Source organism: Microbacterium sp. LMC-P-041 (assembly GCF_030209555.1).
Lineage (GTDB): Bacteria > Actinomycetota > Actinomycetes > Actinomycetales > Microbacteriaceae > Microbacterium.
Map to the genome: position 1 here is coordinate 151,655 of NZ_JARVRV010000002.1, position 14,215 is coordinate 165,869.

Annotated in this window: 15 protein-coding genes and 1 pseudogene; 6 read left to right on the plus strand and 10 right to left on the minus strand. The window is 63.3% G+C overall.

The features are described from left to right. Positions 1-571: 571 nt before the first annotated feature. Positions 572-763, plus strand: a pseudogene (locus tag QRN21_RS04590) (LuxR C-terminal-related transcriptional regulator); the annotation flags it as partial. Positions 764-816: 53 nt separating this feature from the next. On the opposite strand, the gene QRN21_RS04595 reads toward QRN21_RS04590, so the two are convergent. The 6 genes from QRN21_RS04595 to QRN21_RS04620 all read right to left on the minus strand — a co-directional run bounded on the left by QRN21_RS04595 (position 817) and on the right by QRN21_RS04620 (position 6,848). Continuing rightward, on the minus strand, positions 817-1,791 hold the full coding sequence (locus QRN21_RS04595; RefSeq protein WP_285363259.1) for a DUF5996 family protein: 975 nt from the start codon (positions 1,789-1,791) through the stop codon (positions 817-819). 34 nt (positions 1,792-1,825) lie between these two features. Then, complete coding sequence (locus tag QRN21_RS04600; protein ID WP_285363260.1) at positions 1,826-2,308, minus strand: universal stress protein; 483 nt, start codon at positions 2,306-2,308, stop codon at positions 1,826-1,828. Between the two features lie 64 nt (positions 2,309-2,372). Beyond that, positions 2,373-3,179, minus strand: coding sequence for an SDR family oxidoreductase (locus tag QRN21_RS04605; RefSeq protein ID WP_285363261.1), 807 nt, complete (start codon positions 3,177-3,179; stop codon positions 2,373-2,375). 86 nt (positions 3,180-3,265) lie between these two features. Further along, positions 3,266-3,616: a UBP-type zinc finger domain-containing protein gene (locus QRN21_RS04610; RefSeq protein ID WP_285363262.1), complete on the minus strand. Its 351-nt coding sequence runs from the start codon at positions 3,614-3,616 to the stop codon at positions 3,266-3,268. Beyond that, positions 3,613-6,318, minus strand: coding sequence for a cation-translocating P-type ATPase (locus QRN21_RS04615; RefSeq protein WP_285363263.1), 2,706 nt, complete (start codon positions 6,316-6,318; stop codon positions 3,613-3,615). The genes QRN21_RS04610 and QRN21_RS04615 overlap by 4 nt, the downstream gene beginning before the upstream one ends. A gap of 131 nt (positions 6,319-6,449) precedes the next feature. Then, entirely contained in the window at positions 6,450-6,848 is a 399-nt protein-coding gene (locus tag QRN21_RS04620) for a nuclear transport factor 2 family protein (protein WP_285363264.1), read from the minus strand. 276 nt (positions 6,849-7,124) lie between these two features. On the opposite strand from QRN21_RS04620, the gene QRN21_RS04625 reads away from it, so the two are divergent. The 4 genes from QRN21_RS04625 (at position 7,125) to QRN21_RS04640 (ending at position 9,821) form a co-directional block, all read left to right on the plus strand. After that, entirely contained in the window at positions 7,125-7,697 is a 573-nt protein-coding gene (locus QRN21_RS04625) for an NADPH-dependent F420 reductase (protein ID WP_285363265.1), read from the plus strand. Between the two features lie 80 nt (positions 7,698-7,777). Then, positions 7,778-8,257 carry a GNAT family N-acetyltransferase gene (locus QRN21_RS04630; protein ID WP_285363266.1) on the plus strand — a complete coding sequence of 160 codons (480 nt, stop codon included), beginning with the start codon at positions 7,778-7,780 and terminating at the stop codon, positions 8,255-8,257. Next, a complete protein-coding gene (locus tag QRN21_RS04635) occupies positions 8,254-9,258 on the plus strand; it encodes a type I glyceraldehyde-3-phosphate dehydrogenase (protein WP_285363267.1) in 1,005 nt (334 codons plus the stop codon). The genes QRN21_RS04630 and QRN21_RS04635 overlap by 4 nt, the downstream gene beginning before the upstream one ends. Positions 9,259-9,614: 356 nt before the next feature. Next, positions 9,615-9,821: a hypothetical protein gene (locus QRN21_RS04640; RefSeq protein ID WP_136040653.1), complete on the plus strand. Its 207-nt coding sequence runs from the start codon at positions 9,615-9,617 to the stop codon at positions 9,819-9,821. A gap of 854 nt (positions 9,822-10,675) precedes the next feature. Here QRN21_RS04640 and QRN21_RS04645 read toward each other — a convergent pair. The 3 genes from QRN21_RS04645 to QRN21_RS04655 all read right to left on the minus strand — a co-directional run bounded on the left by QRN21_RS04645 (position 10,676) and on the right by QRN21_RS04655 (position 12,578). Further along, the gene (locus QRN21_RS04645; protein ID WP_285363268.1) at positions 10,676-10,891 is read right to left on the minus strand and encodes a hypothetical protein; all 216 of its coding nucleotides are present in this window, start codon (positions 10,889-10,891) and stop codon (positions 10,676-10,678) included. A 123-nt stretch (positions 10,892-11,014) separates the two neighbouring features. Next, the gene (locus QRN21_RS04650; RefSeq protein WP_285363269.1) at positions 11,015-11,779 is read right to left on the minus strand and encodes a hypothetical protein; all 765 of its coding nucleotides are present in this window, start codon (positions 11,777-11,779) and stop codon (positions 11,015-11,017) included. 199 nt (positions 11,780-11,978) lie between these two features. After that, the gene (locus QRN21_RS04655) at positions 11,979-12,578 is read right to left on the minus strand and encodes a small multidrug efflux protein (protein ID WP_285363270.1); all 600 of its coding nucleotides are present in this window, start codon (positions 12,576-12,578) and stop codon (positions 11,979-11,981) included. A 169-nt stretch (positions 12,579-12,747) separates the two neighbouring features. Here QRN21_RS04655 and QRN21_RS04660 point away from each other — a divergent pair, with 169 nt between their 5' ends. Further along, positions 12,748-13,416 (plus strand): GOLPH3/VPS74 family protein, encoded by a 669-nt coding sequence (locus QRN21_RS04660; RefSeq protein WP_285363271.1) that lies wholly within the window; start codon positions 12,748-12,750, stop codon positions 13,414-13,416. Between the two features lie 30 nt (positions 13,417-13,446). Here QRN21_RS04660 and QRN21_RS04665 read toward each other — a convergent pair whose 3' ends face one another. Next, on the minus strand, positions 13,447-14,181 hold the full coding sequence (locus QRN21_RS04665) for a helix-turn-helix domain-containing protein (RefSeq protein ID WP_285363272.1): 735 nt from the start codon (positions 14,179-14,181) through the stop codon (positions 13,447-13,449). Positions 14,182-14,215: the final 34 nt, after the last annotated feature.

Sequence of the window (14,215 nt, forward strand, 5' to 3'; positions counted from 1 at the left end):
CGTCGGCAGCAAACTCTTCGCTTTGAATGCGGAAACCATGCTCGCGGTCGTCGAAGCCTTTCGGGGCGACCGCGACCGAGCCAGCAGACGCGTAGAACAGGTGCTCTCTGACCCCGGCATCCGCCGAGCGCATCGCCTCCGCGCCGTCGCTGAATCCGTTGTCATCCTCATGGAGGGATCGCGAGGCAATTACGACGTAGCCGTCGCGCTACTTCTGACCCGCCGACCCGATCATCTCAGCCTCACTGTGGGGCCCTACGGTCCGATCGAGGTTTTTGATTTCGTCGACTATGCGTTGAAGATCGGGATGGTCGCAGAAGCGCGAAGACGCCTCAGCGAGTCGACGCTGGTCATGAACGACTTCCAATCAAAGCGCGCCGACTTCGTCCTGAGTGCGAGTGAAGCCATCATCGATGCAGATCACGGACTTGAGCGAATCGAGTCGTTGCTCCTCGCTGCAGAAGGACTTCCGTTCGTCTACGAGGCCACTCGTCTCCGGCTTGTGTACGCGGAGCGCCTGCGCAGCATGCGTCGAATCACGGAAGCACGGCACCAGCTACTCCGAGTGAGGATGGACTTCCAGAACATCGGAGCGGTGGCCTGGGTCGACCGTGTGCAGCGCGAACTGCGCACCACCACAAGGGAACCACTCGACGACGTGGTGTCCGTTCTCACGGAGCAAGAAGCGCGCGTCGCCGAGTTGGCGGCCGCCGGCTTCTCGAACAAGGAGATTGGTCGGCGATTGTTCCTGTCGCCGCGAACCGTAGCGGGGCACCTGTATCGGCTGTTCCCGAAACTGGGCGTGACGACGAGGGCTCAGCTGCGGGACGCCCTGAGCGGCGCCGCAGTCGAAGCGATCGAGATGCGCAGCAACGGATCAGTCACCCCGTCGGGGCAGGACAGTCGATCGATGTCCCAGTTGGCAAGCATCGCACCGGCGCGGTAAGCGACCTCCCAGAACTCCAACGCAGCTGTTCGGACGTCGCCAGTGCGCTGCGCAGCGGAGAGGGGGAACACCGCAAGGTGCTCGCCGCCTCGAGGCCGCCAGTTCGCGCCATCAGGTAGGGCTTGGTCAGACAGTCCGTTTGGCTCCGGCGATGTGTACGCGTAGAACGCCGGCTCCGGTGTCTCTGCGTCACCGAACCACAAGCCCGAACTCATGACCTCACGCGAATAGGCCTCTCGTGTGACGGGGTCGACGCCGCCGCCGTGCTCAACAATGGCGTCGGAGAACCGTGTCGCTGCGATGTCGAAGGTGTGCCAGAAGTGGTGGACCGGACTCGTCTTTCCGGAGTATCGGCCGCAGAACTCCTCCAACAGGATGTTCACGTCGGCGAGCACCCGCCAGTATGTTGCGGCTGCTGAAGGATCGTAGGAGCGATGTTCGTCGTCGACTCGAAACTGACGGTCGCTGTCCGGGAGATCGAACGGGCGGGACAGCAATATGGGGAACGGGTCCGCACCCACCGCAAGCATCGCGTGGACGAGGGCATCGTGAAACTCTGCCACGCTCAGTCCCTGGAGAGAAAAGGAACTTCGAGACCCGTGATTTGTGGCCACGATCAAGCGGTGATCGATGAAGTCGAAGTCGATCGCAAACACCGGGTCTCGGCCCATCGGGCGAGTAGTGATACCCGAAGCCGTCACATGGAACGGTACATTCCACCAGTGATTTCGCCTCGGGCTGACGGCGAGGCGCAGTTTCCCTACGATCTGCAGATACCTGTGGATCGTCTCTTTCGTGGGCTGCCATTCCGCATACGGGAGGGCTACCTCATTCAGGGTCTCCATCGCAGGCCCTTTCGGCGCCGCACGCTGGCATTTCTCATCCGTCGCCCTCGCTTCGCCAGGGGTGGATGACCCCTGTCGGAATCACCACGACCGGGCGAGACTGATGGCGAGTGAGGCGCAACGCCACGGAGCCGTCCAAGAATTCACGAACGGCGTCTCCGATGTCGCCGCGCCGAGTACCAACAACGAACATCGACGCGTGGTAGCGCTCAGCAAGATGATGCAAAGCCATCGCCGGATCACCGGCCACCTGGACCACGGTCCACTCGACACTTGTCTGCTCGAGAACTGACTTCGCCTCTCTGCGAACGATCTCAAGATCCGCTTCGCCGCGCCGAAGCGCCTCGAGTACAGGACGGACGTAGCCATCAGGATCGGGCAGGTCGATTTCGATGGTGGTATCGACATGCACGACCAGCAGTGGAACACCCATCGCCTGAGCGAGAGCGCTTGCGTGATGGAGTACCGCGGGGTCGCCTCCGGGGATCGCGCCGGCAATCAGGACGCCCTGCTCCACGTCCTCCGGAAGAGGGGCCTCATGTTGTGTGGACATCATTCTTCCGATCTCTGGGGGTTCGATCTCACGGGAACGGCCAGCTCACATGCAACAGGTCTGGTTGAGCCGCGCGCGCAGTTTCGAGCCACTCCGAGATCGTCACGTCGGACAGCTGAGCGGACGGCCCCGGAAGGAAGAGATCGTCCGTCGGAAGTTCTCCGAAGTACGTGGCGGAGGCGTCGGCGACGACCTGCCTATCGTCGAGAACCGAGGCGAGATCGAAGCGGATGAAGTCTTTCAGCCGGCCGCGTTGCGGACCTGCGACTTCGAGTACCCCGTTGCGAGGTTCAGACAACGCGACCGTTGAGATCACCTTCGCGGCTTCCTCGACCGCCACTGGTTGGACCAGCGCGTCGGGGACAGTCACCCGCCCTTGACGCGTCGCGAACGCTGCGATGCTGCGGAGATACTCGAAGAACTGTGTGGAGTGGATGATCGTGTAGGGCACCCCAGATTCTGCGACGATTCGCTCTTGGAGAGCCTTCGCTCGGAAATAGCCGCCCTCGGAATTCGCCAGTTTCTCGACCCCGACGATGGAGAGCACGATGTGATGCGAGACTCCCGCTGCGCGTCCGTCGTTCACCAGGTTCAAGCTCGACACCTCGAAAAATTCGAGAGCTGCCGCTTCATCGGTGTAGGAGGAGTTGGTGACATCGATGACGACGTCCGCTCCATCAAGCGCTTCCTCAAGACCCGCGCGCGTGAATGAGTTCACCCCAGTGGCCCGAGACGCTACGACGAGGTCTACGGGCTGCTCGGAGAGGGTCCTCACCACTGCAGACCCCGCCAGTCCGGTGCCGCCGACAACGACGATTTTCTTCTTGTGCTCCATGATCCGACTATCCCGCAGCCGCTGGTTGTCGGCGTAGGTCAATCGACTCGATTCGGTGCTCTCACCCGCTCACCCTCAATGACGATTTACGCGCCCTGGGCCCTCAGGATCTGCCTCCAGTCAGCGGGCACTCGACCGGCCGGCCCCGGGGCGGGCTGGCCATCGGGATGACTTTGGGGCGGAGCAAGGACCGGTCCGTCGACGTACTGCTCACTGTCGTAATTCCAGAACCACTCCTCCCCCGGCTCGAAGCTCTGGATCAGTGGGTGGCCCGTGGTCGCGGCATGAGCTGTCGCATGGCGATTCGGGGAGTTATCGCAGCATCCCACGTGACCGCATGCCGCGCAGCGGCGGAGGTGCACCCACCACGAGCCCACATCGTCGCAGTCCACGCACCCCGTGCCGCTTGGGACCGCCTTCGGGTCGATATCTCTCATGGCTTCCTCCGTTTCCTGGCCGCCCGAGCGATCGCCTTCTCTACTTCCACAATCAGGAAGATCGCTACAGCGAGCGAGAGGGCGATGCCCCATTCTCGCCATGTGAGTGGTGCCGTGTGGAACCACTCCTGAATTGCTGGCACGTACGTGAAAGCGAGCTGAAGCAGGAGCAGGATACCGACAGATACCCAGACGACTGGGTTTCCGCGGAGCGCACGAAGGGAGAAGCTGGAGACGCGCAAGAATCGTGAGTTGAACAGGTACGCAACCTGTCCGAGAACGAGCACGGTCACCGCGCTGGTCTGCGCAATGGCGAACGACGACCCAGACCCCAGCTCCACGAAGAAGATGCCGATCGACGCCGCTGTGATCAGTAGCGTCACGACCGTGATCCTCGCGATGAGGATGCCGTCGATCATCGAGGATGTGACGGCTCGAGGCGGCCGGGACATCAGCCCTTGTTCGGCCGGCTCGTATGCGAGAGCCAGGGAAAGAGTAATGGCGGTCACCAGATTCACCCACAACACCTGAGTTGGCTGAAGCGGCGGAACGAACCCGATGATGACCGCTGTCAGAACGATCAGCGCTTGGGCGAAAGTCGTCGGGACGATGAACATCAGTGACTTCTGGATGTTGTCGAAGATGCGCCGCCCCTCGGCTACCGCCCGCTCGATCGTGGCGAAGTCGTCGTCGGCGAGGACGATGTCTGCCGCCTCTTTCGTTGCTTCGGTTCCGTTGATGCCCATCGCGATGCCGATGTCAGCACGGGTGAGAGCGGGGGCATCATTCACACCGTCCCCCGTCATCGCAACAACCTGACGTCGCGACTGCAACGCACGAACGATTCGTATCTTGTGCTCCGGATTCGTACGAGCGAAGACGTCCACGGTCGGTGCGATATCTGCAAGATCGACATCCGACATCACCTGCAGCTCGGCGCCGGTCACCACCCGAGGAAAAGACCGCCCCGCGATCCCGAGCTCCGCAGCGATCGCGGATGCAGTTGATGCGTGGTCTCCGGTGATCATCGTGACCCGAATGCCTGCCTCTCGGCAGCGACGGATCGCCTCGATTGCCTCGGCGCGTGGTGGATCCGCGATCGCGACAAGTCCCAACAGTGTGAGACTGTGCACGTCCCCAAGCTCTATGGTCGACGCTCCGTATGAGGGAGCAGCAGCAGCAGCGAGGACTCTCAACCCCTGACGACCCAACGAGTCCACCGCGTCGTCCCACTCTTCTCGTCGGAGAGGCGTCTTCCCCCCATTCGCGTCGAGTTGGTACGCGCATCGATCGAGGAGTCGATCGGGCGCCCCCTTCGCTATCAGGCGCACGCTGCCGTCCGGAGAGCGGTCGAGCACAGCCATGAGCTTGTTCTTGGAGTTGAACGGTAGCTCGGCCGTCCGTTGGTATCCCTCCCCCGTGAACTCCGCTTTGCGCGCGAGCACCACCAAGCTTCCTTCTGTGGGCGCACCGACGACTGACCAGCCATCGTCAGTCTTCTGGACGGCTGCGTCCGTGCAGCGGGAAAGAGCGATCACGAGTTCGTGCAGGTCGCGACGCTCATGGAAGGAAGCGGCCTCCCCCGAGTGCTCTGAGACCGCGTGGCCTTCGGGGCTGTACCCGACCCCTGTGATCGAGTACCGACCCACCGATGTGACGAGCGAGCGCACTGTCATCTCGTTGTACGTCAGAGTTCCGGTCTTATCCGAGCAGATCGTCGTCACCTCGCCGAGCGTCTCGACAGCCGTGAGTTTCCGCGTGATCGCGTTGCGCTGGGCCATCTGCCGCACGCCGAGAGCGAGTGTGATCGTGACGATCGCCGGCAGCCCTTCCGGGACGGCAGCTACGGCGAAAGTGATCGCAGAGTCGAGCAGCTGTTCCGGCCCGTCACCGTGCAGCAGCAAACCGACAACCGTCATCACTCCCGCCAGCACCAGGATGAACGCTGCGATCCGTTTGCCGAGGCGATCGAGCTGCCCCGTCAGAGGAGTCCCGAGGGGATCCGCTTCGTCGATGAGAGTTTGGATCCGACCGAGCTCCGTGTCGCTTCCCGTAGCCGCAACCATGCCGATTCCTGTACCGGCGCCCACAACCGTTCCAGAGAACGCCATCCCGACGCGATCACCGATCACCGCTCCGATAGGCACAGCCCCCGTCCCCTTGACCGCGAGTACCGATTCGCCGGTGAGGGGGGACTCATCGATCTCCAAGCCTTCGACGGTCAAAAGGCGCAGATCGGCGGGCACGCGATCGCCCGGGCGAAGACGCACTATGTCTCCCGGCACAAGTTCCTCGGCGACTACGTCCGACCATTCACCATCTCGCAGCACTGTCGCATGCAAGGAGAGCATCCGTCGGATACCGGCGAGTGCGCGCTCGGCCTGGCCCTCCTGAAGGAAGCCGATGAGCCCCGTGGCGAGGGCGACGACGAAGATCACCCAGAAATCGATCCAATCCCGGTAGACCGCCTTCACGACAGCCGATGCGAGCAGGATGTAGATGAGAATGTTGTTGAAGTGGCCGAGGAATCGCAGGACTGGGCTTCGTCTTCTGGCCTCAGGAAGCCGGTTCGGCCCGAAGCTCCGCTGTCTCGCAATCACTTCGTCCTGGCGGAGCCCATCGCGAGAGACCTCAAGGACTCGGAGCACCTCCTCAGGAGAGCGAGCGTACGACTGATCCTGGGATTCGTGCTGGGTTGCCATCATCTCTCCTCGACCGCAGCCCACTCAGCAGTGGACACCACTCACTGTGGACGAAAAACGCGCATGCGTCTTCGGGTCACATGACTCATCGATTGCCCGTTGCGCAACGCGCGCTGTTCATTCGCGAGGGGTCATACATGCACCTGATGCCACTCGCTGATGAGCTCACCGCTGATCTGGAAGCTTGAGAAGCCCATCAGGTTCTGCACGGGAACCCCGATGAGACCTATGCGCATCGCGTGCTCGACGAGAATCACCCCCTCCCCCACCAGTAGCGACTCGACTTCGATCACGAATGTCTCGAACGCACAGCGCACCTGCTCACAGACGCGCGCGACGGCGTCGCGACCGACAGCCCCATGACACAGGGAAGGACGGTACACCACATCGGGGTGCAGGAAGGCAGCGATCGAAGCCGTGCCTTCAGCATCGCGAGGTGCAGCGTTGAATGTCGCCAGGAAATCCCTGACGATTAGTTCACGCTCCAGTCGGCAGATCGCCCCGCCGTCTGGCTCTCTCGTCGGATCCACTTCGACCCCTTCCGTTAGGCATTCAGGCTCGCGTCCGCGGCGTGCGACGTCAGCAGTCAGATGACTCGAAGTCGACCCAGCGCGCTACTCACTCGTCTTCACTGACCGGCGCAATCAGGGCACTCACTCACAACACCGGGCGATGACTTGAGTAGTTCTGGGTCGAATGACTCTTCGCTTCTCTCATCGACTGAAGCAGTCTGTGAGCAGCGCAGTTTGCCCAGCCCTCGCTGTCGACATGCGCGAAGCGATGATGCCTACAGAAGGAGAAAGCTCATGACATCGATCCTGATTCTTGGCAACGGAAACATGGCCAGCGCCATCAGCGAGTTTCTGGCGAGAGCGTCTGTCGAAACCAAGGCCGTCGGCCGTGGCGAGGAGTGGGATGCTTCAGGCTTCGATGCTGTCCTCCTGGCTGTTCCCTACACCGCGCACGAACACATCATCAGAGATCACAGCGAAGCTCTCGCGGGCAAGATCGTCATCGACATCAGCAACCCCGTCACCTTCGACCCGCTTGCTCGGGTACGCGCCCCGCAAGGGAGCGCGGCTGCCGCTCTCGCTGAGGCGCTGCCCGACAGCCGGATCGTCAAGGCATTCAACACCAACTACGCCGGTCATCTGAAGGCCGCAGGTATCGACGACCAGCCGCTCACGGTGCTTGCTTCATCCGATGACCGCGATGCCGCGGCATTTGTCCTCGATATGGCGAGCCGTGCTGGGGCAGAGACATTTGACGTCGGCAGCCTTGACCGCGCCGAGGCACAGGAGGCGTTGTGCTACCTCCAGATGGCGATCACCTTCTCTGAAGCCAATGCCACCGAGGGCGGATTCGTCTTCATCGGGTGACCCGCTGCCTCATGACCGGCGGTCGACATCCACGATGCGCGGTCGATTGAAACCGATCCCCTGAAGAATGGACGCGAATGATGAGCACGCAACAGAACAGCGGCGAGAGCGAAGGCTCCGAATCCGCAGTCCACACAGCCGAGGACAGGTTCCTTCGGGACGGCCTGGCGGACCTTCGCAGGGACAGTCTTCGCGACGTCGATCTGCCCTCGGTGGACGCGGAGTTCGAGATGGTCGTGCACCGCGACGACGTTCGACGTCACTACGTGGCCAGCCTCGACGAGCTCGAGGTCGCGTCGATCGATTTCAAACAGATGGGTAACCGGGTCGTGATCCTCTCCACGACGGTTGTTCCGGAGTTCCGAGGGCGAGGTATCGCTGTAGAGCTCATCGCTTACGCCCTTGACGACGTGCGCGATCGCGGTCTGCTCGTCACCATCTACTGTCCCCTGGTTTCTGCCTACATCAACCAGAATCCGGAATATGGGGACCTGGTCGACGCGCAACATCCGGGACATACACCCAGCGACCACCTCCTCACTCGAAGGATCACATCATGAAGAACATCGCCGTCTACGGCTTCGGACGTATCGGCCGCCAGCTTGTGCGCAGCGCCGTGCAGAACGACCTCTTCTTCCCGAGCGTCGTCTGTGACATCGCTTCGGCCGATGACCTCGCCGCGCTCCTCGAGGTGGACACGAACTACGGACGGTGGCCAGGTGTCGCCTCAGACGACGACACGTCCATCTCCATCGACGGTAGACGAATCACGTACATCAACTCCCGTGAGGGCGTGCCGGACTGGAACGCGCTCGGCATCGATCTGGTCGTCGATTGCACCGGCCGCGGCGTCACCCGGGAAGCGGCTGAGCGGCATCTCGCAAACGGTGCCGAGCGCGTGCTGGTCAGCGGCCCGAGCAAGACTGCTGAGGATTGCGACGCCGTGCTGCTACCGGGCATCAACCTGGACGACTACGACAGCGGTGCGCACAAGATCATCAGCATGGCGAGTTGCACCACCAACGCACTTGCGGCCGTCGTCAAGGTTCTCCTCGAGTCCACGGGCATTCGCTTCGGTGTCTTCTCAACCGTCCATGCGTACACGAACACTCAGTCACTGACGGACCAACCGATGAAGTCCAGGAGAGACTCCTGGGCCGGCGCGGAGAACATCATCCCGTCCTCTTCCGGCGCTGCGAAAGCCCTGGGTTTCATCTGGCCGGATCTTCAGATCACCGGCAAGGCCTATCGGGTGCCCGTCCGCACCGGCAGCATCGTGGAGCTCAACGTGATTCCGGAGCACGAGATCGCGACGGAGGATCTTCGCGACGCGTTCCGCAGAGCTGCGACCGCGGGCCCACTCCGCGGCATCCTTGATGTGTTCGAAGACGAGTGGACCTCGGCCCGCATCGTCGGAGATCCGCACTCCTCGATCGTGGACATTCCGCTGACCCAGTCATTCAACGGCATGGTTTCCGTGGCGGCTTGGTATGACAACGAGGCCGGATTCTCGATGCGTCTCGCCGAGACAGCTGCTCACTTGGCGTCCACAGAAACCTGAGCGGCACGCACCTGCATCGCTGTGACTGCCTGAGTCTCGCAGGCCGTATATCGAGCTCCGCGGCACCGCTTTTTGCAGACGCTCGAACCCTCTCGATCCCGCTCGAGCACTGCTCAGACGCCAGGTACCTACTCAGCCCCATCTCACTTCAACGTCTGGCCCATTGGCCACGATAAGACCACTTATCCCGACTATCGGCGCGTACCCCTCTCCGAGGGAGAACGCGCCAGGGGTTCGAAGCCGTGAGGCCAGCATGTGCCATCCTGCGTCTCTGAGTAGGTGGGCGTCGATTTTCGGCGGTCGGGCAGGACTACGCTCAGGGGGACTTTGATCCGACCGGTACAAGGAAGCAGACTATGGATGAGCAACGGCTAACGCCCGCGCAGGTAGATCACGCACTCGCGGCGATCGAGAAGGGACATCAACTCGAGGGCCAGCAACCGAGCGCGAGAGCCCTCGATCGTGCCCGGCGCATCCTGAGTGGCGAGCTCAGCGCGGGCGAGGCGGAAATCGAAATGCAGGACGCGGTCAACAAGATCGTCGAACGCGAGAGGAACAAGTAGCTAGCCCCCGCTTCCCAATCGAGGTAGCGGCGCCGCAGGCTGGCGGCGAGAGCTGCCAGGCCTATGCCGTTCGCCACCCACGAGACCACCTGTCGCAACCATCCGGCGTACCCCATTCTGCATCCGACCACGTCCGCGCGTAGCCGGCGAACACCCGTCTAGAGCGGAAGATAATCCGACCTTGCCGAGCACCTAGAGCCCGTTGCGGCCCAGGGATTCGCACCACGTCACAAAAATTCTGGATGGCCGCGTCACTCTCCTTGAGGCCGCGCGCTCGACGGTAAAGAAGCGCGCGCCGATTCCGAGTCGAGGAGCCTGCTCCGTAACGTCCGGACCCGCAGTCGACGGCAACAGATGCGCTGTTCGAGTGCGAGCAAACCCCAAGGCGAATCTGACCGGCAAAAGCGCTCAGCAGAGAGGTGTGGGCATAGCTCTACTCACGGCCCACGGCGGGACTCGAACCTCGTCACGACATCGCCCCCTGCAACAACGGACGGCAACGTCCCCGGCGCTTGCGATAAACGAGCGATTCAGTGATCGAATCGGTGCCTACATCCGACGAGCCCCTCTCTGCACCTACCCGAATAGAGACCTCGGCATTCACCGAGAAGACAGCCAACGGGCTTTGAATCATCTAGGGCTACGACATGCTCAAGGATGTGTTGATCATGCCATCGACGTTTGCCCGAGACTCTTCTGAGTGTCGAGACTCTTCTGAGTGTGAGGAGTCCATCAGTCCAAATTTGTTCGAGGAGAGCCTTTCAACAGCGTTGCCGGAGTTCGTCGGGCAACGCTGAGGTCCTTCCTTGCTCGCTCATTCGGCGACCGCACCGCTTGCCACCGCAACTTCTCTGCTAGCTGGTGACGAAGGCGTGGGCCGGGAGGTCGATCCCAACTCGCTCAAGCCCAGCAGGATGGTTCGTCTCGTCCTCCCCCGCGTGCTCGTAGACGGGCTCGTTAAAGCGCGCGTCCTTGCCCTTTAAGTCGTACACATGCTGTACGTAACCGGGGTGATGCAGTGAGTTGAAATGTAGCCGTTCGACGACCACGTCGACTTCGTGGTGGTCCATCCAGCGGTCCGCCAATTAGGACCACCCTCGTCTTTGTATCAGTCATGCGCATACCCTAGAGCCGCGGTGCACTGCACCGCCATCGGCCTCTCCGGACATGAATAACGGTTGCCTCCCCCTCGCTCATGATGGCGAGCAGCGGCTGCGCGGCAAGAGCGCGCTTGACCCACCTGTCTTCTCAACTGTGTCTCCGGAGACCGCGGTCAGGTGGCTGAGTCCGCTCGTGCGCATGTCGTCGTTCAGTTCCGTCGACACCGCACGAGTATCGCCCACCGCGAGACCGGGGAGCAGACCGGCCCCAGGTTCAGGCAGCCTCACCGACCGCTCTATGAACGCACTGCGCACGTCGGCCGCCACCGCGAAGACACCCGATGTCGGCGCGTCGACCGACGCAGTGCTCGCGAACACCACGAGCGCCGCCCTCTCCCCCGAGCCTGTCGCCGCGGCTTCACCTGTGACCCGGACCTGCGCGCCGAGATCGAATCCATCGGCCGGGTCGACGCCGATCCGCACCGGGGCGGATGCCGCGCGCACCGCCCCCGGCGATCCGATGCCCGTGAGCTGCAACTCTATCCACAGTCGCCCGTCCCGACCGAGAGACGCCGACGAGGTGACCTCGCCCGTCGCCTCGACCACACGCCCATCCCACGACGCCGCGCTGTCGCGCGCCGGTGCGGCGGTCAGGGCCGTGACGGACACCGCCGCCGCAGCGGCGAACATGACGAGCACCAGCGCAGCATGCGACGGCATGCCGCGTGAGCCACACGCCAGCATCACCCCCACCACCAGCATCCCGACCGCACCGACGAGCACACACCACCCCGCCGCGGCCGGAACGAACACGCACACGAGCGCAACCGCCCAGACCGCCCCGGCAATGGGCAGCATCCGCAGGTCGCGCCTCACACGCACGCCCCGTCATGGATCTCGAGGAACAGGGCCGTGACGGCGCAGCTGGTCCCCGGCGGTTCACACGCTCTGCCGGTCTCCCAGCCGACGCTCGTCGCCGAGATGATCACCGCGGCTGCGGATGCCGTGGCGTGAGGCGTCGCCGCATCTGCGCGGGCATCGTCTCCCCGCAGTCCGTTCACCAACCCAGCAGAGCGAGCACGCCCGAGGCCGCAAGCGCCGAGGCACTCGTCCACAGGACGATCGCGATGAACTGCCAGAACAGCACCCGCTCCTTGGGGATTCCGGCAGCCACGAAGAATGCGGCGGTCAGCATGGTCGGTAGCGCGAGAGGGGCGAGGAGGCTGGCGCCGGGAACACCGAACCTGACCATCCAGCGCCGGAGCTTGGTGCGTCCCTTGCCTCGCCGCGTCGTCTCGTCCTCTTCGTCGTCCGCCGAAGCCGCCGGGACGGCTGTAGACGTCGTGGAGCCGGCAACGCCCGTCGTCGATCCGCCGACCGGCGCAGAGGCCGATACGGTCGAGCGAGCGGCGCGTCGCGCAACGACGGCGCCGCGGAGGCGAGCTCCGAGCAGGACGACGACGAGAACGCAGAGGAAGTTGCCGGCGATGGCGGCGAGCGCGGCGACCACCGGGTTGATTCCCGCGATGATGCCGAGAACAGAGGCGCCCTCACCTTCGAAGTACGGGACGGCGGCGGCCAGCGCGACCATCACCGGCTGAAGAAAGTCGGGAACCTGGTTTATGAAGTCCTGGAGCCAGGGGTAGGGATTGTCCATCGGTGTTCGTTCCTCATGTCGGATGCCGCGACCGGAGGCTGACCGGTCGCTCTGCATGCAGTGAAGACCCTGTTCCCAGGACAGAGTCAAACGCTCGGGTTCGGGCCTCATCCGACCTTGACCCGGTCCTGGGAACAGGGTCTTCACTGAACGCATGCGTGAAGAACTGATGTCAGAAGAGCCTCTCATCGTGGAAGACACGATGCTTCTGCTCTTCCAGCCCGATTCCGGCACCATCGCGGGAGAGAACATCCTTTTCTATGTGCTCGGCGGCGCGGTCCTCGCCGACCTGGCCCTCGCCGGCCGGGTCGAAGCGGAGGAGCACGGGATGTTCACCCGGGTGCGGGCGGCCGGTGCGGGCGAAGCCCCCGATCCGCTCCTCGAGCCGGCACTGTCGTCGCTGTCGAAGAAGGCGCAGGACGTGCAGACCGTCCTGGCCGGCTCCGGCCCGCTCCTGCGCGGACCTGTCCTCGACCGTGTCGTCGCCCGCGGCGACCTACTCCGCACGAAGGGCAAGATTCTCGGATTCATCCCGACGACGAAGATCACGCTGGCGAGCGATCGCCGGGCCGGACTGATCCGCAATGTGCGGGCCGCGCTCATCGATGGCGACGAGCCCACCCCCCGCACAGCGGCGAGCATCGCTCTGCTTTCTGCGAGCGGCACCCTCCCCCAATTGCATGCCGAGATCCCCTGGGGCAGCGATGTCTATACTCGCGCCAAGACGTTGGAGAACGGCGACTGGGGCGCAGCCGCCGCATCGAGCGCAGTGGTCCGCACGATGAACGCCGTCATCATGAACACGGTCATCGCAGCGACGGTGCTTCCCAGGCTGTGAGCCGGGACGCGGCGCGAGACGCGGGTCGGATCATTCCGCGGATGCTTCGACCGTTGCCAGCGCGATGGCGGTGCCGCGGGCGATCACATCGAGCTGGGCGGGGTTGTAGAGAGCGGCGACCGATTCCGCGACCATCTCCCAGGTGAGCTGCGGCCTTCTCTTGTGGTGGGCGAGCGGATCTCGCAACCACGGGTATGCCAGGAAATCATGGGCCAGCCCCACCGCATACCTCACCGCCAGAGCGCTCCGCGTCTCCTCGTCGGCATCCGGAGGAAGGGCGTCGAAGTCGATACGCACGTCCTCGGGGTCAGACTCGAGCATCGCGCGGATGTCACGCATGGCCTCATCGTCGTAGACCTGCGAGTAGATGAGCATCAGAGAACGGTCGGTCGCCGTGAGACGCGAACCCATGTTCTCGAATCCCGGAGGCAGATCGGCCGTCGTCGCTCCGTCGGCGATCGTGCGGATCTGTGTGCGCGCCTCCTGCAGACGCTCGATCGTGGCGGCGAGCTCGGCATCGATGTCTTCCAGCGCCGCCGCAGCACGATCGTCGCCCGCGGCGACTCGGTCGATCTGATCGAGGGGTACCCCGAGCTCACGCAGACGGCGGATGCGCAGGAGCTCAACGAGGTGTCGCACCTCGTAGCTCTTGTAGCCGTTCGACGACCGTTGCGGCTGCTCGAGTAGGCCGACACGGTGGTAGTGCCGAACCGTGTTCACCGTGGTACCGGCGAGGTCGGCGACCTCTCGCGTGCTCCATCCCATGGCGGCCCTCGTCTTCTGTCGTCGACTACTTTAT